The organism is Mogibacterium kristiansenii (assembly GCF_009695905.1).
Taxonomy (GTDB): Bacteria; Bacillota; Clostridia; order Peptostreptococcales; family Anaerovoracaceae; genus Mogibacterium_A; species Mogibacterium_A kristiansenii.
In genome coordinates, this window is sequence record NZ_VUNA01000002.1 from 153,359 (window position 1) to 177,115 (window position 23,757).

Genomic DNA, 23,757 nt, shown 5'->3' on the forward strand with positions numbered 1-23,757 from the left:
CATAGGTTGTTCGTAGATAGCTGAACCTTAATCTTACAAGCCAAAGCGCTTGCAAGATACCTTCGGAGAAATAACGTACCATGACTTGTTGCCGGGATAGATCTTATTATGCTTCAGGCAGAATGCATTGATCTGCTGTTTGATTTTCTTTAGCATTAGCTTGTGGTCATCGCGCATCCTGAGATAGTCTCTGACAGCCTCATCCTGAGCAGTCGGTATATACACAGACTTGTATCCGCCATATGCCAAGCATCTGGCAAGATTCTCAGCATCGATGCGATCCGTTTTGACTCTCTTGCTGTTTCGCAGAATCGTGGTCGGAGCCATGATTACACATCTGATGTTCATGGCAGTCAGCTGATGGTATAGCGTATAACCGAGGCATCCAGCCTCATAGCCGCATACAAATTCACATTCCTCACTGCGTGAGAGACTGACTCCATCAAGGTATTTCTTAATGGCCTTTGCGTCCGGAGATATCTTGACTGTAGCAAATGTCTCCTGTGTAGTAACGGAAAAGCAGGAAAGTGTAAAGCTTGCTTTGTGGACATCCATCCCGACATAGATTATACTTTTCATAGTGACCTCCTTTGTATGCGGTAATCCCGTTTCTTGAGTAATGTAGTGACTATTCAAGTATACGGGTAAATCCACGTTGCTACAAATGTGAGGTCACTTCATATTGTCTAATTATTTCACCTTAACTTTTTTATTATATTCGCATCATTTCCGTATTTTGAAAAACTCTCAGGAGGCTCCTTGCTCCAAAACTTTGAAATATCAAAATTCTTTTCATTCAGTTTCTTATCCAGATTAGAACACCTAATTAAATCTCTTTGCCATAAGCACGCCCCCCTTTAATTCAGATCAATGAGGTCGTATAGTTCATTGAGTTCCGGAGCAATGCAGAACAAATCATTTTCTACTGCGTTTTTCAAAGAATCCTCAGCCTTCTTTAGATAGTCTGATGCATACACGCAGCTTATGTCCACTCCAACATCACGTACTTCCTTCTTCATGAAAGTATATGAATGCTTAGGCAAATCCATATCAAGCACATCTGTGTTATGAGTAGTAAAGAATAACTGTCTGTCATCTCCCAATTTCTCTATAATTATAGATAAACAAGCCTTCTCTAAATCGCTGTTTACAAACGAGAATATTTCATCGCAGTAGTAAAAATCATGCAGATTACAGATTGAAGACGCAATAATATATGCGATATCTATACCTGCTTTTGTACCACTTGAAAGAATTGCTTCATTTGCAATTTTTCCGTCCTGCATAATCACATCTCTGTTATCAAGTCGTATCACATATGAATTATCAACATCCTTAAGCTCTTCTACTTTGCGGATCGCCGGGTCAAGCGTTTTTAATACTTTTTCCAACACTGTTAGATATTTACTGTTCTTCCCAATGAGGGAATACGGGGTGTTTACGGTTATATCTCTTGGAAAAATGAAGCTCCAGCCTTCGGTGTTCACCTTGTCGTATGTTGTGTGTTCACATTTAATTCCGTCATCAAGCTTGGCCGCACAAGTTTCATATGAATCCATTTTATTTATACGAACGCTCTTAATTTCTATTGTAATATCACTATTGTCATATCCATCATCATTTTTCATGTTCGCTTTAAAAGTAAACCTATACAACCTGAGATTCATTGTAACAAAGTCAATTTCAAGATGTGCTGATCTTGAAAAGTCGCTAATCATATCAATGAATCTTGCTACTGCACCATCTTTGAAGTAATTCATAAACATCATAAGAATTCTGCCAAGTGATGTCTTACCGGTGGCATTGCCACCCATCAGGATATTGACCTTCTTGTATCTGAAGTTTGTTCTCTCGCTTAACCACTCATTTTCAACAGGAGAATTTACAATTTTCTTTGGGTACGACATATTGATTTCGAAATCATTAAAGCACAGAATATTATCTGCCTTAACACGCATAATTATCATAGCATTGATCCTTCCACTTATTAATTCTAAATCCAGGAACTAATACCAGTATAATACGATAATTTTCGAGAGAAAACAAGTGATGTTTCCTTAAATCCGGTTGTTTTCTCTTATTATATTTTCTTATTAAAGCTCTTCCACCTTATAGATATTATATCCCTCATAGTAATAGCTGTGATCGATTCCTTTCACATCAACAACCTGCTGTATTTCTTTCTTGAACATCAAGTCGAGCCATATGCGCATGCTTCTGCCATTCCCGTCTCTGAACGGATGGGCAATATTCACCGTTCGTATGCTTCCTGCAAAATCATATATTTCACCAAAAAGCACTCTGTGAATCTCCGAGAGTGCTTCGAAAGAACCCGGCGTTAGTTCATCAAGTCCATTAACCCAAACGCAGCCGCTCTTTCAGTTCCTCCAGCAGCGCCTCATGGTCGTGGTGCTCCAGCTTCGGGAACGCCCGCATCAACCGGCCGTAACCGAAATGCCGTCTCCGGCGACAAGTATCGCAGAACTCTTCCTTTCGTCGGTCCAGTTCCTTTCGTCTCTCCTCCATCTCGTTCTCCAATTCCGCTTTCGCCAGATAGCCCTGAACCTTCGCTTCATCTACTCGCTGCGCCGTCTCCAGTGCACCGGTTCCGATTCTCGTGCTGAGTTCATCGCTCACCGTGCGCATCTTTCGCCGCATCTCATCCAGCTCTTCAAAGCGCTTGTTCAATCCAATCAGGATAAATACGGATACCACAAAGTCCGCAAAGTACAGCACATATAAAAACACCATCAAGAAAAATGCGTAATGATGGGTCATCATGTGGCCGCACAGATCTTCAATGACCGGGTGGGCGTTTCGTACCACAAAGACGATGGCCAAGCCCCAGATAATGCTGAATTCCAGGCAGACATATCCGCGGAAATTGAACGGTTTATCCCGGTAATCCCAAAGCCGAACATGGAAGGACCGGTCTAGAATCCATCCCCCAATCAGCTCAATCAGCGTGGCCAAAAGCGCCCCGCATATGAAGATTTCCCAGAGGCTCAGCGCCTGCGGGTTCCGGGTGGACACCGCATCCATCAGCAGGAACAGTCCCACCACGCCGAACCCGTAGATGGGACACACCGGCCCATTTAGGAAACCCCGGTTTACCACCAAGCCCTTCTCCAGCGCCTGGTAGACCACTTCCACCACCCAGCCGAGAAATGAATATATGAGAAAATACCATGCTATCTGTACAATCGTCACCGGTCCAACACTCCCTTCTATCGTTATATCTGCTCATCCATCAACCGCTGCTGACTGTTTACCGGCTCCCCCTTCACTTCCTTCCGCCGATAACAGCCTTCCGAATCCAGCCGCCGGCCTTTCACGTTGTCCATGTAATTCAGAAGCAGCGTGTTCTTAATGCGGCTCCGCACCTTCGGATCGATTACCGGGAACGCCAGCTCCACCCGCTTCTCGGTGTTGCGCGTCATCAGGTCCGCTGAGCTGATGTACATCCGCTCCTTCTTTCCGCTGCCAAAAATATACACCCGGGAATGTTCCAGATACCGGCCCACCACATTCACGATGTGGATGTTCTCGGTACGCTTCGCCACGCCCGGCAGCAGGCAGCAGATTCCCCGGACAATCATCCGGATTTTCACGCCCGCCTCCGACGCCTCGGACAACTTGCGGATGACATCCGGATCCGTCATGGAATTTACTTTTATAAAAATACGGCCTTTCTTACCCTTCGCGGTTTCCGACTCAATCTGCTGCAGAATCGCTTGCTTGAAACCTTGCGGGGCGGCCAGAATGAACTTGTAATCCTCGAAATACCGATTCTTGCAGATGTTCTTGAAGAAACGGGATACGTCCTTCCCCAGCTGCTGATTATACGTAATCAGGGAGAAATCCGTATACAACTTAGCGGTGGTCTCGTTGTAGTTTCCCGTGCCCACCTGGGTCAGATACCGCTTTTCCCCCATCTCCTCCAGAACCACCTGACAGATCTTACAGTGCACCTTGTAGTCGTCCATGCTTTCACTGCCGTAATAGATCTTGCACCCGGCCCGTTCCAGACGGCGGGACCAGTTGATGTTATTCTGTTCGTCGAATCGGGCGCGAAGTTCGATCAGCACCTTCACCTTCTTGCCGTTTTCCGCCGCCTGTGCCAGGTATTCTGCAATCCGGGTATGGCTGCTGAGCCGGTAGATGGTCATGCGAATTTCCCGCACCCGGTCGTCCGTCACCGCCTCCTTCAGCATCCGGAGAAGGGGCATCATGGAGTCATAGGGATAGGAAGAGAGAATGTCTTCCCGTTTCGCATAATCCACCACCTTTTCGTCGAAGAATGTCGGCGTGCTTCTCGGGGTGTACAGCGGATAGGAAAGTGTCCGAAGGGTCGCTTTCGGCAAAACTTCCTTCAATTCATCCAGAAACCCGTACTCCAAAGGCGCCGTTGTGGTGAAGCAGTGTTTTTTCGGAATCTTGAATTTCGCAATCAATTCCGTCCGGAAGGAATCCGAGCAATCCCCCCGGATTTCCAGACGAACCGGTGGCTGCGTGCTCCGCTCCCGGAGCATTTTCTGAATCTGCAACCGAAAATCCGCTTTCAACAGTTCGTCTTCCTCGCCTTCCCGGAATTCCGCATTTCGAGTGATGCGAAGAAGTAATTTTTCTTTTGCCTGAAAGGGCAGCATCCACTTGTCGAAGAATTCCATCAGAACATCCGGCGTTCGGATTCCGACAAACCCTGTCGAACTGTTTTCCAACGCAAGAAGCGCCGGCATCTCCTCCGGAAAAGACACGATGGAATAGTATCCCTCATCCAGCTTTCCCAGCAGCACCGTCTGATTGTTCTTCAGCTCCGGCAGCCCATCGATTCCGGAAAGGAACCGAATGGATACCTGTTTCAGAAGGACATCCCGGAAGTACGCGAAGCAGACCTCCCGTTCCCGGTCGGTCAACTCTTCATTATTCTTGATCCATATGCCTTTCTCCCGAAGATTCTTTCGAACCTTCTCGTAGATCTGCTCCCGCTTGTAATACAGATACCGGGTGTTCTTGCAGATCTGCTTCAGCTGACGAGACGGACTCATTCCCGAAAGGGGGTCTTGACTCTCCGGTGCCACCCGGTCCAGATCCATTAAGCTCCCGACCCGAACCATGAAAAACTCATCCAGATTGCCGGAAAAAATCTTCACGAAATTCATCGCTTCCAACTCGGGAAGGGATTCATCCAACGCTTCTTCCAGACATCGCTCGTTAAACCGCAGCCAGGACAGCTCTCGATTCTGCGTATATCCTTTCTTGTATAATTCCTTCATGCCCTATCCTTCATATCGGAAAAGGCGCCCTGAAACAGGACGCCCCTCACTCAATCAATCTTATTTGTCAAAGCTGACTTTCACATTTTCCCGTTCAATCTCAGAAGAAACTTCGAACATCGTTTTCATCTCAAAATGGAACATGGAGCCGATAATGTTGCTCGGGAAAGATTTCAGACGTACATTGAACTTCTTTACGCAAGCGTTGTAATACTTCCGCGCATTGGCGATATCTCCTTCCACCGCCTGCAGCTGAGTCATCAGCTCCTGGAAATTCTGATTGGCCTTCAAATCCGGGTACTGCTCTGCCACGATGTTGATGGAACGAAGTGCCTGAGACAGGCCCGCTTCGGACTCGAACTTCTCGCTCGGGGTGGTTGCCGCACCCACTGCGTTTCTCGCCGCAATTACGGACTGCAGCGTTTCCGCTTCGTGCGCCGCATATCCCTTCACGGTCTCCACCAGATTCGGAATCAGATCGAATCTCTTCTTCAAATAAACGTCCATGGTCGCAAATGCCTCTTCCACATTTACGTCCCCACGAACAAAGCCGTTATAGGTGGAAATTCCCCATACGAGAATCACTGCCGCCACCACGAGAACAATAATCAAAGCCATAGCACACTCCTTTCTTCTGCGAGTTCGCATGTAAAAACAATATTTCGGGGCTACCAGGCACCGCCGCCTCCGCCGCCGAATCCGCCGCCGCTGAAACTGCTGCCGCTGCCACTGCTGCTGAAGATTCCGCCGCTGTTGCCGGAATCCGAGCTTTTCGCAATGCTTTCGTGAATTACATCGGTTACACCGGTAGATACGTGATTCAGCATGGAATCCATCATCACCACGTCGAAGTACGCATTCTCCGCCGTGTTATACGGAGAATACCAAGACGGTCTCTCCACCGGAATGGATTCGAACTTGCTGGCCCACTTCTTCGTCATGCCGAACACATATGCGTAAGGCAGAACGTTGTAGAAATAGGATGGATTTCCTTCCACCAATTCCTCAATTCGATCCAGTTCCGCATCCCGGATAAAGTTCCGGAAACCCAGCACCCGGCCGTAGAGTGCCGCACTCCAATCGCTTCTGGATTTCATGCCCAGAAGAACCAACGGTCCGATAACGAAGAATGCCAACAGAATGGTGGTGATCCGGCCGTCGTTATATCCCCACTCCGAATCCAGACAGAAGAACTGCACGTAACCCAGGACGGCAAAAGCGTATATCGTAACCCAAAGCGCGAACTTCAGTGCCACGCTGGACCCCTTTCGGCTCTTCCGATAATAGTAGATACTGACCAGTTTTCTTGTCAGCGCCAGGAAGAACAATCCCACCACCAGTCCGGCCGCCGCGGAATACAGGAGGGACAGCGTGGTGTTCAGGAACATCAGCAATGCCGTTGCCAGTGCCGGCACCAGGAAGAAAATCATCTTTCCGATTCGATCCGCTTTCCGGGACTTGGTGGTAAACAGCTTATGTCCGCCGGAATATTCGTCATCCACCAGGGACGGAATATCCTCAAAAGCGTGGTGCATTCGGTTCCCGATGTCCTTGGTTCGAACGGTTAATTTCTTCGGATCCTTTTCCTTCAGGGTCTCGTAATCCTTAAAAGCGGAACTTCCGAAAATTCCCCGGAAAAAGCGCTGAATGGAAGGCTTCTCCGACTCCGGCAAATCCCCCAGACGGGTGAACTTGAATTTGTTCTTCTTGTATTCGTCGATGTCGATATATCCTTTGTCAGCCAAATAGAAGAATGTAGCCGTCATATCGCTGTCATCCACGGTTCCGTCGATGATATACCCTACATCGATTGGCGTTAAGCCCTCCGGCGGGTAGAATTCCACGGTCTCCGTAATCTCCGGATTTCGTCCCCAGGTAATGCGCAGCAGCACCATAATCAGGGTCCCTGCCAGAACGAGAATCAGCAACAGGTTCTTGAGCCAGCCGTAGCTCAGCGATCCGGTCCAACTGCCTTCCGGAAGCACTCCGTAGACGGACGCGCCTGCCGATTTCGGTAAATTCTCCGCTTCATAGACAATCGTTGGTCCGTCCTTCTTCCAGGTTCCGTATTTATTGATGGTGGAACCATATGTACCGCTGTAATACTGAAGATCCTTGAATTCAAAATCCTTTGGCAGGTGAATGGTGACCTTCGCCTTATCAATCGGCGTTTCCCATCCTCCCGGAATTCCATCCAGATTCATATAATCCGCTTTGGAATCGTTATCCTGAATACCTTGAATCGTGTAGCGGATGATGTATGTCTGTTTTCCCTTCAGCGTCGTGTCGGCCGATCCCACTTTGATGACCTGATTTCCGGACTCCGCGTAGGTGTCGTATTCGTAGTTGTTGACCTTGATATCTTTAATCCGATACTTACTGCCTAACGGAATGTACCGATAGATTCCGTGGTGTGCTTCCTCCCCGAAGTCTACCGTAATGCGTTCCCGGTAATCGAAGGTCTGATTGATATTGGCATGAATATCCACATCGTATTCCGGTGTGGTATATCCGTATACCGTATCAGCATTTACAAATCCCGCAATATACAGAAAAGCTGCGAAGGCCACAGCAAATATCAAATAGCGGAATGTCTTTGTACTTGTCGACACAGGACTCTCCTTTCTCTGCGTGGTTTCGCAGCTTATACATATTTAGATTATATCATTTTCCGCTGAACTATTTCAACTTCATTGTGAAATTAGCGGCGGTTCAGGTCCTTGCGAACCAGGTTGATTCTGTTCTGGTTATCAATCTCGGTAACCTTAACCTCAACCTTATCGCCGATGTTCATCACATCTTCCACCTTCTCCACACGATGGTTTGCCATCTTGGAGATGTGCAGCAGACCTTCCTTGCCCGGCAGAATTTCGATAAATGCGCCGAAGTTCATGATACGCTTAACGGTACCGGTGTACACTTCGCCCACTTCCACATCCTTCGTGATAAGCTCGATTTCTCTCTTTGCGGCTTCCGCACCGGCCATGTCCTCACTGTAGATGCAGATCTTGCCCACATCGTCGTCGGAGATGTCGATCTTAACGCCGGTTTCCTCCACAATCCGGTTAACGGTCTTTCCGCCCGGTCCGATAACCAGACGAACCTTATCCGGATCCACACGCATGAAGATAACTCTTGGTGCATACGGAGACAGTTCTTTTCTCGGTTCAGGCAGCTCTTCCAGCATGTTCTCCAGAATATGCGCACGACCTTCCTTTGCCTGGTTCAGTGCCTGCTCCAGAATCTCTCTGGACAGACCGTGTACCTTGATATCCATCTGGAGTGCAGTGACACCATCCGGAGTACCGGTTACCTTGAAGTCCATGTCGCCCAGGAAGTCTTCCATGCCCTGGATATCGCTGAGGATTGCGTAACGACTGGTGCCGTCTTCGTTGATGCCCTCGATCAGGCCCATTGCAATTCCGGATACCGGCTTCTTAATCGGAACACCTGCATCCATCAGTGCCAGGCAGGAACCGCAGGTCGATGCCATGGAGGAAGAACCGTTGGAAGACAGAACTTCGGAAACCACACGAATTGCATAAGGGAATTCTTCTTCGCTCGGAATAACCGGAAGAAGCGCTCTCTCTGCCAGTGCACCGTGTCCGATTTCTCTTCTGCCCGGACCTCTGCTGGTCTTCGCTTCACCGGTACAGTATCCCGGGAAGTTGTACTGGTGCATGTATCTCTTGGTGGTGCGGTCGATATCGATGCTGTCCAGATTCTGTGCTTCGTTCTCCGGAGCCAGAGTTGCAACGGACAGAACCTGAGTCTGACCTCTCTTGAAGAGTCCGGATCCGTGTGCTCTCGGCAGCAGACCGGTCTCAGACCAGAGCGGACGAATCTCCGTCAACTTTCTGTTGTCCGGACGAATTCCGTCATCCAGAATCATCGCACGAACGTTCTCTTTCTTAATGTTGTACAGAACTTCCGCAACATCCTTTTCTCCTTCCGGGAAAATCTCTGCGAAATGCTCTTTGGTTTCCTTCTCAACCGCGTCCATGTTGGCCATGCGTTCCTGCTTCTCAACAGTCTTGATAGCGGTGATCATCTTCTCGGTGGCAAATTCACGAACGGCTGCATCGATTTCTTCCGTAGCCTTGAATACCTTGTATTCCATCTTTTCTTTGCCCACTTCGGCAACGATTTCCTCGATGAATTCGCAAAGCTTCTTGATTTCCTCGTGGCCGAACATGATGGCGTCCAACATTTCCATTTCCGGAACTTCGTTTGCGCCGGCCTCTACCATCATAATCGCTTCCTTTGTACCTGAAACGGTCAGATTGATATCGGAAGCCATTCTCTGCTCGTAGGTCGGGTTAATGATCAGTTCGCCGTCTACTCTGCCGACTACAACAGCGGCGGTCGGACCATCCCACGGAATATCCGATGTTGCCAGTGCGACGGAAGAGCCCAGCATTGCAGCGATTTCCGGAGAGCAATCGTGATCCACACTCCATGCACTTGCCACAACCACTACGTCGTTCCGGAAGCCCTTCGGGAACAGCGGTCTCAGCGGACGGTCAATCAGACGGGATGTGAGAATGGCCTTCTCGCCCGGCTTACCCTCTCTCTTAATATATCCTCCCGGAATCTTTCCGACACTATACATCTTCTCTTCGTAATCACAGCTCAGCGGGAAGAAATCGATATCCTGTCTCGGTTCCTTCGATGCAGTTGCTGTGCAGTTCACTACGGTCTCACCGTAACGAACCGTTACCTGTCCATTTGCCTGCTCGCATACCTTTCCGATCTCGAACTGCAGCAGTCTTCCGCCCAGTGCCGTCTTAAAGGTGCGATAATCTGTAAATCTTCCCATTAAATTAACAACTCCTTCCTGTTAATCACTTACTATAACTTTGGGATTTTTCTTATAATACAAAATAAAGCGGGAAGATTCCCGCTTTATCCAGTAACTATTTTCTGAGGCCAAGACGAGCAATCAGGCTTCTGTATCTTTCGATATCGGTATTCTTCAGATACTTCAGCAGATTTCTTCTCTGACCTACCATCTTCAGCAGACCTCTTCTGGAATGGAAATCCTTGTGGTGTTCCTTCAGGTGCTCGTTCAGATCGTTGATTCTGTAAGTCAGAATTGCAACCTGTACCTCCGGGGAGCCGGTATCTCCTTCGTGTGTCTTGTACTCTTCGATGATGTTGTTCTTGATTTCCTTTGTAATCATTTCGTTTCTCCTTTTCTTACAATTCACCTCAGCATCGCAGCCGCCGGAGCAGCGCACCGCCGAAGCAGAGGTATGAAAATTAATCAGCTCAAATATAATACCATAACCGAAGGGGTTTGTCTATAATTATTTCTGCTAAAAAAAGCTTTCATCCCCCTTATTTTTCCGACTCTACAAGTCTCCGAAAGGGTCCCAGTCCAAAGCGCCCTCGCTCGTAGATTCCCGGTTCTTTTCCATCGCCTCCAGAATCAACGCTCCGATTTCCGTTCGGTGATTCCGCTGTGCGATTTCCTGGCAATTTCTCAGAAACTCGCTGTCCGGATCCGAGTTCTCCAGCAAATACTGCATCCCCCGCACATCGTTTCGCCGAATCCCCATCTCCAGGAGCAGTTCCTTCTTCTCCTGAACGTACCGTTCAAAGATTTCCGGAAGCCGGGAATTCTCCTTCCCCTTCCGTTCCAAATAAGTCAACGCCGCAGCGGGCTGTACTTTTTCCGGCAGCAGCGCGAAAACCTCGGCACCGCAGGACAGATATTTCAGGCTTCCGCAGCTGCTGAAAGCGCTCCCGTGAATCCGCTCCACCGAATCCGGCAGAACAATCTCCTGCAGCGCTCCGCACTCCCGAAACATCTCGTAATCAATCTCTTCCACTCCCTCCGGCAGTGAAACGGACTTTAAATTTCTGCAATAGCTGAACAGCGCACGCCCAACCTTCTCAATGCGTACCGGCATATCGATGCGCTTCAAATTGATGCACATCCGAAAAGCATTATCCCCCAGCTCCTCCAGGTGTTCCGGCAGCGTCAGCCACTGAAGCTCCCACCGCTCATTGAAACAGTTGGCGGATATATTCCGAATATGGGCCGGCACGCTGTAATGCTCATACCGATTATCGTAACTAATCAATGTTTCCCGAAGCATTAATGTGGGCATATTAAACCTCCAGTTCCCGAATCTTCCGAACCAGCTCGTCCTCCCGGTCATTCAGCAGCAGCTCCTTATTGTATTTATAGTAGCTCTCCGACCCGTACGTTCCGATATATCCGGCGCTTTCCCGGTTTTCCGTCAGGGAGGTGACAAAAATAATCATTTCGTTCTCCCCATAGGCGTCCCGGATAAAATCAAATGCAGCTTCCAACCGGTTTCCGGCTTCTCCCGCCAACTTCTTTCGTTCTGCCTGATTCGGCGCAATAAATTCTCGAATCAGAGACACCGGATCCGATGTCGTTCCATCCATGGAATCTCTCTGCAAGGTGAGAGACAGATCCTCCAGGTATTTCAGATGGAGTTTCTCCAGTCGAAGCTCCTTGGCGGAAACGGATTTGGATTTTCTCTCCCGGCGAAGATTTGCACCGATAGCCTCTTCCGTCTCCCGCAGAATCTCCACCGCCTCCGGAACGGACGCGGCAGCCAGCCGGCGGTTGTTTTCTTTTATGGACAGGAGAAAGCGATTCAGCGCTTCTCCGCATTCGTTGACCTTTCGGAAGTTCCCCGAGAGCGAGTCCATCAGAAGGCGAATCACGGTAATCCGCTCGTCGAAGGATGATTCCTGCGCCCTCGTCCGAACGCCGTCCTCTACCGCGCCTTTCAGAATATCATCGATACGGTAATCCTTCCGGTAGCGATAGAACAGGTCGTAGTAGGCGGAGAAATCCCGGGCGATTCGTTCGTTCTGAACGTACTGGCGAATCAGTTCCGTGTTCACCGGAATGTCATGTTCCTCGTAGAGCTTCATCATGTCGGACAGATCCACCCAGCTCCGGGCAGTGACGAATTCCTTTCCGTCCACTGTCGTCTCCACAGAGTAGAAATCATCTTTTTTTATTTCCAAATAGGTGAGCACCGCAGTGTGCACCTCCTGGTTCTGTGCGTACTTCCACCAAGCGCCAAAATCCGGCTCCACATCGATTCGCTTCAAGCGGTCTAGCGTCGCCAGGTCGAACTCCCGCACGGAGTTGTTGTATTCCGGCGGATTTCCGGCGGTGACAATGACCCAGCCGTCGGGAATGGAGTGGCGTCCGAATACCTTGTACTGCAGAAATTGCAGCATGGACGGCGCCAGTGTCTCCGATACGCAGTTGATTTCATCCAGGAAGAGGATGCCCTCCGCCTTTCCCGTTTCTTCCATCACGTCGTACAGGCTGACAATGATTTCACTCATGGTGTATTCCGTGGTTCGATACTTCCGGCCGCCGTATTCCTTGTCCGCAATGAACGGCAGACCCAAAGCACTCTGCCGGGTGTGATGGCTCATGGAATAGGACACCACCGCGATGTTCATTTCCTCCGCTACCTGATTCATGATATCCGTCTTTCCGATTCCCGGAGGACCCATGAGAAAAATCGGCCGCTGCCGCTCCACCGGAATCCGGTATTCCCCGAACTCGTCCTTTGACAGATAGGAAATTACCGCGTATTTTACCTGTTTCTTTGCTTCTTCAATATTCATCTTTGCCTCCAAATACCACTTTCATTCCCCAGGAAGGAACCTTCGCTTCCGACGCCGCCGCATCGTCCTCAAAAATAAATGCCGTGTCGTAAGACGGTTTCCGGCGGGGAAAGATGCCTTTTCCGTCGGTAAAGTACAGCACGCCCTGAAGGTGCCGGAACTCCCCTCGTTCCACCAGGTTGTTTATATAATGGAAGGCCGGCCGATAATCCGTACCTCCCAGTCCTTTCAGTTCCATGTTTTCCAGATACCGGTGCACATCCTCTCGGGTGCGAAGGATGCGATCTTCCTGCACCGCCGCATCACATTGAATCAGGTGAATGTTGAACCGATTCTTGATTTCCCGGCTTTCCTGCAGCAGGTCGAAGGTACGCTGCACGAAACGCTCCACCAATTTACCTTGGGTAGACGCCGATGTATCGATGACGATGACGAAATCCGATATGGTTCGTTCATCGGCGTACTCCAACGGTTCCACCAGCGGCATATCGCCGTACAGCTCCAGCCCGTAGGTGTAGAAGATATAATCGAACGCGCTGTCATCCACCTTCAGGTTCTCCCGAAACAGGGTGAACTTCCGGAGAAAGGTGCTGTAATCCATGTGCTTTTCCGTTCGCGCGTTGAGGGCGGTGAGGAGTTCTCCCCGCTCCGCACCCCGGTTTTCCGTCTCCAAAGAGATTTTCACCATCTGGGCGATACGATCCCAATCCGGCACATCAGTCTCCCGCAGCAATTCGGTGGGATTCTCATCTTTCGATTCTTCCGAATCCTGCACGTCCTCCGGCTTCAGAAAATTAGAATTTTCCGGATACCAAAGACCGTGGTCGTCCACCCGGAACAAATCTCCCAGCTGATGCACTTCTTCTAACTTCCGATTTCCGGACGCCAGCCACCGATAAATTCGCTCTGCGGACAGGCCTTCTGTCTCCCGCCGAACCTGAGTCAGCGCCTCCCGCTGTTCTTCCTCCCGACAGTGCCGGAAGGAATCCATCTCAAAAGATTGAATCAACGCCTCCGCCGCCATGTCCGCCGCGATATCCCACAGCTGCCGATTTTCCGGCGGATTCTTATAGTGCCGGAACATGCAGTGGAGCAAAAGGTGCATGTAGGCGTACGTCATCTCCGATATCCCATCCCGTCCCATGGAAATCACGTAATCCGGGGAATAGTACAATGTCGCACCGTCCGTACCGAACACGCCCTCCCGATTCGCGTCGCACTTTTCCCGCAACGCAAAAATCGCCGAGTCCATAAAGCGCATGTTGGCAACGATTCGGTCCTTCGCTGCCCGGAGCACGTCCTCGGCGATTGAAATCATCTGATTCTGTTTTGTTTCGTCATTATTTCTCATGTAATGATGATACCACAAAAATATCATTATGCAAGCAACTGTACAAATTTAGTAAAGTCTTCATTTCGGAAACTCCAGCCATTCCGCCAGTCGATACTCATATTCCGGAGTTTCTCCCAATTCCGTATACCCGATTTCTTTGGCTAATGCCTCCATCTCTCTCCGAACACCTTCGGAAAGAAGGGCCGCCACGGCACCGGTGAGGGCGGTATTTCCCACGTAGTGAATTCGTTCCCGCACTTCCTCCGGAAGGATGCCCACTCCGGTAAGGTCTTCCTGCGGCAGATGGGATCCGAATTGTCCCGCAATCATCACCTCATCCAGCATCGAAGGATCCAGTCCGTTGTTCTCCAGAAGGATTTCGATGCCGGAGCGAATCGCCCCCTTTGCCAGCTGCACCTGGCGAATATCCTTCTGGGTAATGTTCACGGGGACCGGGTTCTCTTGAAGGCGCACGCTGCGCGTACCGTCCTCCGGATTCACTTGCAGATATTTTTTTCGTTCGTCCCCCTCCGGCAGCCGGTCCGGATGCACAAAGGCACCGCTTTTTCGGAGAACACCGCATCGAAGGAGTTCATTAATCCCGGCGAGGATGCCGCTTCCGCAGATTCCCTCCGCCGGGCCTCCTCCAATGACCTTCAAGTGAATTCCATCCGGCCGTATTTCCACATCTTCAATGGCTCCGGTCTCGCCTCTCATCCCCTGTTGGATGTTCATTCCCTCCAGGGCAGGCCCGGCAGCACAGGAGCAGGAGTTCATTTCGCCGTCTTGAGCCAAAACAATTTCGCCGTTGGTTCCGATATCCACAAAGAGCACGTTACCGGGAAGTTTCTTCAGCCCGCATATGTACGCACCGGCGACGATATCCCCGCCAATATAGGCGGATACCGCCGGAATGCAATACATCTCCGCTCCTTCCGGCTCCAAACCGATCTCTCCGGCGAAGCATCTTTGCGCTCCCTTTAATACAGGAAGAAACGGGGCTTTGCCAAGGGGCACTGCATCCGCACCCAGAAGCATGTGCACCATGGTGCAGTTCCCGCTGATTGCAATTCGTCGAATGCTTTCCGGGGAAAGCTCCTGTCGCCGGCACATTTCCTCAATCAGACGATTCAGATTTCCCACGATAGCGTCCTGCAGTTCTTTCCGGCCGAATTCCGGATGATCCTGCTCATAGCTGATTCGGCTCAGTACGTCCAAACCGAACTTCTTCTGATCGTTTACGGATGCCGCCGTGTCTGCCGTTTTCCCCGTTTCCAGATGAATCAGACGGCACACCACCGTGGTGGTGCCGACGTCCGCCGCAATGCCGTATTCGCCGGATTTCGCGGGGTCTTTCGATTGTTCCGTTGCCCATTCCGGAAGATGCCCCTCTGCCAGAACGGCATATTCCTTTTCTCGAGAGAGGGTTTCCACCTCCAGATCTTGCCGGACTCGCACCATGCAGGCCAAGCGAATTCCCTGCCGCTGCTCTTCCGGTGTCAGAAACATCTTCTCCGTTTTCGAGAATTCGGACTCCGAAGTGTTCGGAATCCGAACCTTGCACTTACCGCACACCCCTCTCCCGCCACAGGCGTTGTTCAGCTCGTACCCGCTGCGCACCAGCAGTGTCATAAGGTTCAAGCCGGAAGCGCACTCTAAGGTGTGGGTGCCGTTTACTTTTACGAAAGGCATGTTCTATTCCTTTTCCGCCATCTCGCGCATTGTGCGGTACAGGGTTTCCGTACCTTTCTGCAGGTCTTCGCAATCCGTCCATTCTTCCGGCACATGGCTTCTGCCATCCTTGCTCGGTACGAAAATCATGGCGGTTCGTGCGATGGAGGCCATTACCATGGCATCGTGTCCCGCACCCGAAAGGAGGTGCCATGTCCGGATGCCGGCTTTGTGGGCGTTCTCTTCAATCATCTCCCGAATTTCTTCGTCCATCTCCACCTGGTTGGCATGGACCTTCTGTTCCTTCGTATAGGACAGACCCTCAGAGTCCCGTACGCTCTTGTCCATGGATTCCCAGAACACCTTCAGTACCCGATCCACATTGGAAATCTTCCGGCTTCGGCAGTCTACTTTAATCCAAGCATCTTCCGCCACGATGTTAAACGCACCCGGCGCTACGTGAACTTCGCCGCAGGTGAACACGGTGTTCTCACCGATTTCTTCTGCCTTCGCCGTTGCCGCCGTTACGGCTCTTGCCACGGCCAGGAATGCGTCCGCCCGCATGTTCATCGGGGTATTTCCGGCATGATCCGAACGTCCGTGTACATGCACCTCAAAGCATCGGAATCCGACGATGGATTCCACGATGCCCACCTTTACATCTTCTTTCTCCAGAATCGGTCCCTGTTCGATATGAAGTTCCAGGAACGCTCCGATCTCTTCCGGCTTTCTCTGTGCCGTTTCAATCGCATTCGGATCCAATCCGTATTCCTTCATCGCTTCTGCCAGGGTTACGCCATTCTCATCCCGATGTTCCAATTCATCCGGATATAATTTTCCGCACATGGCTCTGCTGGCCATCAATCCGGAACCGAAACGGCCGCCTTCTTCCTCCGGAAGAGCGACGAACTCAATGCTTCTCTTCGGACGGAAACCCTCGTCATGCATCGTTCTCGCTACTTCCAGTGCCGCAACCACGCCGGCCGCGCCGTCATAACGACCGCCTGTTTTTACCGTATCGAAGTGGCTGCCCGTCATAATAATCGGAAGTTCCGGATTCGTTCCTTCCAACCGTCCGATTACCGTGCCAACGGCATCTTCCCGAACTTGCAGACCGGCCTGCTCCATTTCCCGCTTGATGTAATCCCGCGCCTGCGCAAATTCCTTTGTGTAGGTGTAGCGGGTACATCCGATGGTCTTCACGCTGCTGTAAGAGCCAAGGGTGTCAATGTCCTTCTGAATTCGATTCGTGCGCGTCCGATGTTCTTCGTAATTGTTTTCCATTTTTCTAACCTATCTTGTCTCAATATTTTTACACACCATTATACCAGTATTTATCAAAAAATGAAAATCGGATTCCCGAAAGAATCCGATTCCTCAACCGTTGAATTAACTATTCGATTACCAACAAGTCATCTAGAGTGACTTTGTACAATTTCGCCAGGATTACGATATTGTCCAGCGAAGGCAGTGCCAGACCCCGCTCCCATTTGTATATCGCCTGAGCCGAAATCAACCCAATCTGACGCTGAATATCCTGAACCGAAAAGTTGTGCTCTTTTCGAATCCGCTTTAACTGCTTCCCTGTAGCATCGACATTGATATGTGGTAAATTCCCCATAGTTACACCCCCATTATCAAATAACTTCATTCATATTATACCCCCCCCCATTTTAAAAATCAAATGTTAATTCCTTAAATTTTTAAAATTTTGGGGATATAAAAATTTTAAGCCGTCGCTTTTCCCTTTAAAGCAAAAGAAAAAAGCGGCGAATGTTTTCAACCGCTTTTTCATTCTTATTTTTTTGTCTTGAATTGTATTCCGAAAAACAATTAATTATTTTTCGCACTCTTCTTCCAATTCCTCTTCCGAGGCGGTCTCTTCTTTCACTTCTGCCTCTTCCGCTGCTTCTGCTTTTTCTTCGGTTACCTTCGCTTCCTCTACACTTGCTTTTGCAGCCTTCTTCTCCGCCTTCGCAATCTTCTTCGCTTCCTTTGCTCTCAGGATAGCCTTAGACTCCGCCTCAGAAAGGTAGTTGTCCGGATTCGCTTTTCTCACTTCATTGTAAATCTTTGCTGCCGCAAACACCAGAATCGCATAGACCAGATATACCAGGCACTGGGTCAGGATATAACCGATGGCGGTTCCAAAGTTGGACATAAAGGATGTGCCGTACTGGGAGAAGTAGTTGGTCAGGTAGGTAATCGTGCTGTACAGCATGTAAACGGTGTACAGCGTCAGCAGTCCGGAGATTACATACAACGTAACAGCAAATTTGGATTTCTTAAGCAGTTTCTTTTCCATTGAATTCAGTCCTCTTTCTATTTTCATAAAAAAATACAACTAATTATATCAATACCGCCGATTAGGCCGATATTTCGTGAATGATGGGCGAGCGTTTTCGATTATTCCATATGGGTCAGGAACGCTCTGTAGCAGCGGTAGGTCTCATAGACGTCCACTTTGCTGGAAACCTCCCACGGTGAGTGCATGCACAGGATAGCAACCCCGCAGTCGATGACTTCCATGCCGTAGTTAGCCATGATATAGGCGATGGTTCCGCCGCCGCCGGCATCCACCTTGCCCATCTCCGCCGTCTGGAATTGAACGTTCGAATCCCCCAGCACCCGGCGAATTTCTGCAATGTATTCCGGGTTGGCATCGCTGGAATTTCCCTTTCCGCCGGATCCGGTGAATTTGTTGAATACCGGTCCCTTCCCCATGTACGCCGCATTCTTTGTTTCAAACACGGAGGCATACAGCGGGTCGTACGCAGCACTCACATCGGAGGAAAGCATCTTGGAGTTCTGAAGCGTCCGGCGAAGAGAGATGCTGTCCGTATGTCCCAACAGATGAAGAACCTCTGCCGTCGTATTCTCAAAGATTCGGGAATGCATGCCGCTGGCACCGACGCTACCGATTTCTTCTTTATCTACCAAAATACAGCAGGATGTGCGTTTCGGTGTCTCATCTTCATCCAGGAACGCCATCAGAGATGTGAACGCACAGATTCGATCATCCTGACCGTAACCGATAATCATGCTCCGATCAAAGCCCAGCTCTCTGGTTTTGCCCGCCGGCACCACTTCCAGTTCCGCAGAAATGAAATCTTCTTCTTCAAAACCGTACTCTTCTTCCAGAATTCGGCAGATATTTGCGGTGATGGTGTCCTTCTTCTCTTTCTTCTCCTCTTCGCTGTCCGTTTCACCCTGCGGGATGCTTCCAACCAGAATATCCAGAGATTCCCCCTCCACAACCTTCGAGGCGGTTTTCGTCAACTGCTCCCGAGACAGGTGAATCAGCAGATCTGAAACGGTAAATACGGGATCCGTATCCTTCTCTCCTACGGAAATATTCACCCGGCTGCCGTCCTTCCGAACCACAACTCCGTGAATTGCCAGCGGAAGCGTCACCCACTGATACTTCTTGATGCCGCCGTAATAATGGGTGTCCAGATAAGCGAATCCACCGTTCTCATACAGCGGATTCTGCTTTACATCCATTCTCGGTGAATCGATGTGCGCCCCCAGAATGTTCATTCCGGCTTCCAAGGGCTCCTTGCCGATATGATACAGAACAATCAGCTTTTCGTTGTACATATAGTACACCTTGTCCCCGGCGGTCAGAGGCTCTCCCTTCTGCACCAAATCCCGGAGATTTCGGTATCCCTGTTCTTCCGCCATGGAAACAGTCAAGCGAGCACTCTCCCGTTCCGTCTTTCCTTCATCCAAGCAGGTCATATACCGACTGCACACCGAAGCCATTTCCTTCTCCTGTTCCGGAGAATATTGATTCCATAAAACTTCTTTTTGCATATACACATAAACCTTTCTATAATATGAATCTTCAATTCGCATTATACACATGAATTTTACGATAACACTCATGTGTGCGAATGTCAAGATTGCGTTCTCACGTGTTCGGTGTCATAATTATAGAAACCAAACTATAAATTAAACTTAAACATTTCAGAAACACGAGGTAAATTATGATTCAAACGGGACTTACTTGCAAGAAAAAGATTACGGTCACCCCGGAGATGACCGCTGCAGCGATGGGAAGCGGTGCGCTGGAGGTGCTGGCCACCCCATCCATGATTGCGCTGATGGAAGGAACCGCACAAGAGGCGGTGCAGAACCTTCTGGAAGACGGTCAGGGAACCGTGGGAACACGAATTGACGTGCGCCACTTGGCGGCCACGCCGGTGGGCATGGAAGTCACCTGCACTGCTGAAGTTACGGAGGTGGATCGCCGCCGCATCGTCTTCACCGTAAAGGCAAAGGACGAAAAAGAAGTAATCGGAGAAGGAATTCACGAACGTTTCGTCATCGATAACGAGAAATTCTTTGCGAAGTGCCGACAGAAATTGGAGAAATAAGCAAGGAAAAAGCTGCAGTGCATCGGGTGCCTGCAGCTTTTTGAATTCATATTTTTCTGTCTGAAGAGGTTCACTTTCTATTCCGCTTTGCCGGAAGAACCCAGAACGTCAACAATCTTATGACGAACCATTGCCTCGATAGCATCTCTTCCCGCCTTCAAGTACTTTCTCGGATCGAAGTCCGCCGGATTCTCGGTCAGATATTTCCGAACGGTTCCGGTCATCGCCAGACGAATGTCGGAATCGATATTAATCTTGCACACTGCGGAGCGAGCTGCCTCTCTCAGCTGGTCTTCCGGTACACCCAGTGCACCCGGCATGTTTCCGCCGTATTCGTTAATCATCTGTACGTATTCCTGCGGTACGGAGGATGCACCGTGAAGAACGATTGGGAATCCCGGCAGTTTCTTTTCACATTCGTGAAGCACGTCGAAACGCAGCTGCGGGTTCGTACCCGGCTTGAACTTGTATGCGCCGTGGCTGGTGCCGATGGCAATCGCCAAAGAATCACATCCGGTACGGGTGACGAATTCCTCCACCTCTTCCGGACGGGTATAAGATGATTCTTCTGCAGATACTTTCACTTCGTCTTCAATTCCGGCCAAAGTTCCCAGTTCCGCTTCTACCACAACGCCGTATTTATGAGCGTAGTCTACTATCTCTTTCGTAATCGCGATGTTCTCTTCAAAAGGCTTCGAAGAAGCATCGATCATTACGGAGGTGAATCCGCCGTCGATGCAGGATTTGCAGGTCTCGAAATCCGGACCGTGATCCAGGTGAAGTGCGATTGGAATGTCCGGGCATTCTTTCACTGCCGCCTCCACCAGCTTCATCAGGTATGTGTGATTTGCGTAAGTTCTTGCGCCTCTGGATACCTGCAGAATTACCGGAGAATTCTCCTTCTTGCAGGCTTCTGTAATTGCCTGAACAATCTCCATATTATTTACATTAAACGCGCCAATTGCATATCCACCGTCATACGCCTTTCGGAACATTTCAGTGGTCGTAACAAGTGCCATATTAATACCTCCCATTCAACCTATTGGTTAATTATGTGAAAATAACATTTCATGCTTCCGACATTATAACACAAAATCTCAGAAATAAACACTCATTAGAAACCATCCTCTAGTTGTTTTCCGATTTTTTCCATGGTAATGTTCTGAGCCTGCTCTTCTTTCTCTTTCTTCATTGCCTTTCGGTCTCGGGCATAATTCTTCTTCGCCCGCTTATATTTGGCCTCCAGCTTCAGCGCCTTGTTGTAGCTGACCCGGTCCCGCATGATTTCCGACGGCTTGTTGGTCGCAAAATATGCGCAGCCGGTTTCCGTAAAAGCAAGTCCTTCGAATTCTCGGCATCCGCCGAATTTGATGCACTGCACATCCGATGGCGTCACCCGTTGCCGGCTCAGCTTACCCGCCGGTACCGTGAGCATTTCCCCGTCCGCCACCACGTACAGGCGATCATTCACCGGGTTGTAGCCAAAGGTCTGGCAGAGGTTTCCCGGCGGATACCGAAGTCCCTGGTTAATCATGCGGAATGTCACGCGATTCCCCTGAATCCGACCCTTGTAGAACCGGATGGTTCCCGCTGACACCCAGTTGCTGCCGGTGCTTCGGGTATAGGTCCAGCAATTCCCATCCTTATCAAAGGTAAAGGTCGGCGGAAAGACGATGGTGGAGCCAAAGCGGAAATGAATTTCCTTCTCCACCTCCATGGTTTTGGGATTCACCCGCACCAGCGTGGTGTTGAGCACCTTTGTTTCCCGCACGTACCAAAGCTCATGGCTTTTTGGATTATAAGCCAGCGTCTGTCCGTGACCGGTGACAATCTCCGGTCCTGCTTTTATCGCCCCGGTATCCTTGGACCCGGCGGCCTTCTTTTTCCAGAAGCGAGACAGATCAATGCGGTAAATCCGCCCGGTCCTGGAATTGTCGCTCCCGCTCTTATAGGAAGACATCACCCAAGCGGTCTTCCCGTCCGGTGAAACGGCGATGCTCTGAGGGTTCGGAATCTCCGTGTACAGCAGAGACCGGAACTGCATGGACGGCCCGGAAACGGAATTCAGCTCTTGACTGTTGGTATAGGCGTGCCCGTAGTCGGTCATGGTTTCGTTGGCGTTATTTACCGTGTCGTATATCGAGGTGTCGTAGGGCTGAAGCGCCATCCCGCTCTGATGAATCACTTCGGCGCCATAGGCCTTACGGCCGGAGAGCAGGAGCATCATTCCCAAAAAAACGATGACGGCACCCCGAAGTTTCCGGCGATGCGTTTTTCTATTTTTTCCGGAACCGGACGGCCAGTTTCTTTCCGGATAACATAATCCGATCTCCATTCTCCAGAGTCACCTCCCTTCCTCTCTTGTAATTATCTACCGCATAGTAGCCGTATCCGCAGTGATATTCAAAGCGCACTTTGGCATCGGAATGGCGGAGGCAGGTAATGATGCCCTCCCCGGTCCGCTTTCCGGTGATATATTTTCCGGCAGGAAAATCTTCTCCTACCACATAACAATCCCGCTCTTCTTTCTTCAGTTCCGTCTGGGACAGCAGATAGGATTTCCCTTTCTTCGCATCCTTCGCCGGTGCTTCCGCGCTCTTGCGGATTTTTTCCGGAACCTTCCAGTCCGCAGGTTCCGGTTTATTATAATCGGTGAACTTTATACGGATGGTGCAGGTTTCGTTTTTTTTGCCGTTACGCCGAATCGTTACGTTGTCCCCCTCAATTTGCATCAACCGATGGGAGAATTTGCCGAACACGAAGCAGAACTCTCCTCCGGCAATTTCGGTGTTCTCATCATCTCTCAGCAGCGGAGCAATGGGGCTCACCCCCACTTGTTCTGCCGGTATCCGTACCTCGTAGCCCCGGTCGGTCTTTGCAAAAGCGCTGTTCTGCAAAGCGTCTTCATTTAGCTTCAGAATGGTTTGAACGTCCGGCACTTCGTTTGCTTGATTCTCCTTCCGGCTCCACTCGGAACGCTTCCGAGAAAACAAAATTTTCTGTTCCGCATCGTAATAGCTCAGCGTCTTGAAGAAAGATGTTTTTCCGTTCAGGGTCACCTTGGTGGTTCGGTTTATTTTCGCCCCGCCCTCCCCTTGCTTCATTTCAACGCGAATATGAACGGGGCATTTCTCCGCGGCGGATTTCTTTTTTTGTGAGAAGGCAATATCCCCGGATGAAATCTCCAGCTCGGTCTTTAGGGACATGTCCTGCACGCAAGATGTAATTCGCCGGGAGCGCTGGGCGGCCATCTGAAACATGGCCGCTCCGTCTCGGGGAACGAAGAAAAGAATGTAGGAGGCTGCCACCAGGCCGATCAACAATACATCCAGAAGCAACAGGCGCCGTTGCCGGCGAGATAAAGAGCGAACTTCGGCGGTGATTTTCGATTTGAGGCTATGCAATTTCTTTTTCAATGTCGCCACGGTTCACTCCTTTCTAAAACTCATAAAAATATCTTTTAATT

General features: G+C 49.9%; 20 protein-coding genes. 1 reads left to right on the top strand and 19 read right to left on the bottom strand.

The window, feature by feature from the left end:
- Positions 1 to 33 precede the first annotated feature (33 nt).
- The 16 genes from FYJ65_RS01855 to FYJ65_RS01935 all read right to left on the bottom strand — a co-directional run bounded on the left by FYJ65_RS01855 (position 34) and on the right by FYJ65_RS01935 (position 19,728).
- Positions 34 to 579, bottom strand: a complete 546-nt coding sequence (locus tag FYJ65_RS01855; RefSeq protein ID WP_154553650.1) for an IS110 family transposase — start codon at positions 577 to 579, stop codon at positions 34 to 36.
- A 278-nt stretch (positions 580 to 857) separates the two neighbouring features.
- Positions 858 to 1,967, bottom strand: coding sequence for an AAA family ATPase (locus FYJ65_RS01860; protein WP_154553651.1), 1,110 nt, complete (start codon positions 1,965 to 1,967; stop codon positions 858 to 860).
- Between the two features lie 388 nt (positions 1,968 to 2,355).
- Positions 2,356 to 3,210 (bottom strand): putative ABC transporter permease, encoded by an 855-nt coding sequence (locus FYJ65_RS01870; RefSeq protein WP_154553652.1) that lies wholly within the window; start codon positions 3,208 to 3,210, stop codon positions 2,356 to 2,358.
- Between the two features lie 23 nt (positions 3,211 to 3,233).
- Complete coding sequence (ppk1, locus tag FYJ65_RS01875) at positions 3,234 to 5,276, bottom strand: polyphosphate kinase 1 (RefSeq protein WP_154553653.1); 2,043 nt, start codon at positions 5,274 to 5,276, stop codon at positions 3,234 to 3,236.
- A gap of 60 nt (positions 5,277 to 5,336) precedes the next feature.
- A complete protein-coding gene (locus FYJ65_RS01880) occupies positions 5,337 to 5,894 on the bottom strand; it encodes a LemA family protein (protein WP_154553654.1) in 558 nt (185 codons plus the stop codon).
- Positions 5,895 to 5,944: 50 nt separating this feature from the next.
- Positions 5,945 to 7,888 (bottom strand): DUF2207 domain-containing protein, encoded by a 1,944-nt coding sequence (locus FYJ65_RS01885; RefSeq protein ID WP_154553655.1) that lies wholly within the window; start codon positions 7,886 to 7,888, stop codon positions 5,945 to 5,947.
- An 89-nt stretch (positions 7,889 to 7,977) separates the two neighbouring features.
- On the bottom strand, positions 7,978 to 10,095 hold the full coding sequence (locus FYJ65_RS01890) for a polyribonucleotide nucleotidyltransferase (protein ID WP_154553656.1): 2,118 nt from the start codon (positions 10,093 to 10,095) through the stop codon (positions 7,978 to 7,980).
- Between the two features lie 97 nt (positions 10,096 to 10,192).
- Positions 10,193 to 10,459, bottom strand: a complete 267-nt coding sequence (gene rpsO, locus FYJ65_RS01895) for a 30S ribosomal protein S15 (RefSeq protein ID WP_154553657.1) — start codon at positions 10,457 to 10,459, stop codon at positions 10,193 to 10,195.
- Positions 10,460 to 10,630: 171 nt separating this feature from the next.
- Positions 10,631 to 11,392: a leucine-rich repeat domain-containing protein gene (locus FYJ65_RS01900; RefSeq protein ID WP_206157268.1), complete on the bottom strand. Its 762-nt coding sequence runs from the start codon at positions 11,390 to 11,392 to the stop codon at positions 10,631 to 10,633.
- Between the two features lies 1 nt (position 11,393).
- Positions 11,394 to 12,908 (bottom strand): ATP-binding protein, encoded by a 1,515-nt coding sequence (locus tag FYJ65_RS01905; protein ID WP_154553659.1) that lies wholly within the window; start codon positions 12,906 to 12,908, stop codon positions 11,394 to 11,396.
- Positions 12,898 to 14,259 carry a vWA domain-containing protein gene (locus FYJ65_RS01910; protein ID WP_206157269.1) on the bottom strand — a complete coding sequence of 454 codons (1,362 nt, stop codon included), beginning with the start codon at positions 14,257 to 14,259 and terminating at the stop codon, positions 12,898 to 12,900. The genes FYJ65_RS01905 and FYJ65_RS01910 overlap by 11 nt, the downstream gene beginning before the upstream one ends.
- Before the next feature lie 60 nt (positions 14,260 to 14,319).
- Positions 14,320 to 15,933: an ASKHA domain-containing protein gene (locus tag FYJ65_RS01915; protein WP_154553661.1), complete on the bottom strand. Its 1,614-nt coding sequence runs from the start codon at positions 15,931 to 15,933 to the stop codon at positions 14,320 to 14,322.
- Positions 15,934 to 15,936: 3 nt separating this feature from the next.
- Entirely contained in the window at positions 15,937 to 17,196 is a 1,260-nt protein-coding gene (locus FYJ65_RS01920) for a M20 family metallo-hydrolase (protein WP_154553662.1), read from the bottom strand.
- A gap of 109 nt (positions 17,197 to 17,305) precedes the next feature.
- Positions 17,306 to 17,533, bottom strand: coding sequence for a helix-turn-helix domain-containing protein (locus FYJ65_RS01925; RefSeq protein WP_154553663.1), 228 nt, complete (start codon positions 17,531 to 17,533; stop codon positions 17,306 to 17,308).
- Between the two features lie 216 nt (positions 17,534 to 17,749).
- On the bottom strand, positions 17,750 to 18,217 hold the full coding sequence (locus FYJ65_RS01930; protein ID WP_154553664.1) for a hypothetical protein: 468 nt from the start codon (positions 18,215 to 18,217) through the stop codon (positions 17,750 to 17,752).
- A 101-nt stretch (positions 18,218 to 18,318) separates the two neighbouring features.
- On the bottom strand, positions 18,319 to 19,728 hold the full coding sequence (locus tag FYJ65_RS01935) for an aminopeptidase (protein WP_154553665.1): 1,410 nt from the start codon (positions 19,726 to 19,728) through the stop codon (positions 18,319 to 18,321).
- Positions 19,729 to 19,901: 173 nt separating this feature from the next.
- Between FYJ65_RS01935 and FYJ65_RS01940 the strand changes: the two genes are divergently transcribed.
- The gene (locus FYJ65_RS01940) at positions 19,902 to 20,291 is read left to right on the top strand and encodes a thioesterase family protein (RefSeq protein WP_154553666.1); all 390 of its coding nucleotides are present in this window, start codon (positions 19,902 to 19,904) and stop codon (positions 20,289 to 20,291) included.
- 77 nt (positions 20,292 to 20,368) lie between these two features.
- On the opposite strand, the gene fba is transcribed toward FYJ65_RS01940, so the two are convergent.
- From fba to FYJ65_RS01955, 3 genes are all read right to left on the bottom strand, one after another.
- Entirely contained in the window at positions 20,369 to 21,310 is a 942-nt protein-coding gene (fba, locus tag FYJ65_RS01945) for a class II fructose-1,6-bisphosphate aldolase (RefSeq protein ID WP_154553667.1), read from the bottom strand.
- A 95-nt stretch (positions 21,311 to 21,405) separates the two neighbouring features.
- A complete protein-coding gene (locus tag FYJ65_RS01950; protein WP_154553668.1) occupies positions 21,406 to 22,626 on the bottom strand; it encodes a YncE family protein in 1,221 nt (406 codons plus the stop codon).
- Positions 22,568 to 23,716, bottom strand: a complete 1,149-nt coding sequence (locus FYJ65_RS01955) for a hypothetical protein (RefSeq protein WP_154553669.1) — start codon at positions 23,714 to 23,716, stop codon at positions 22,568 to 22,570. Before FYJ65_RS01955 ends, FYJ65_RS01950 begins: the two co-directional genes overlap by 59 nt.
- Positions 23,717 to 23,757: the final 41 nt, after the last annotated feature.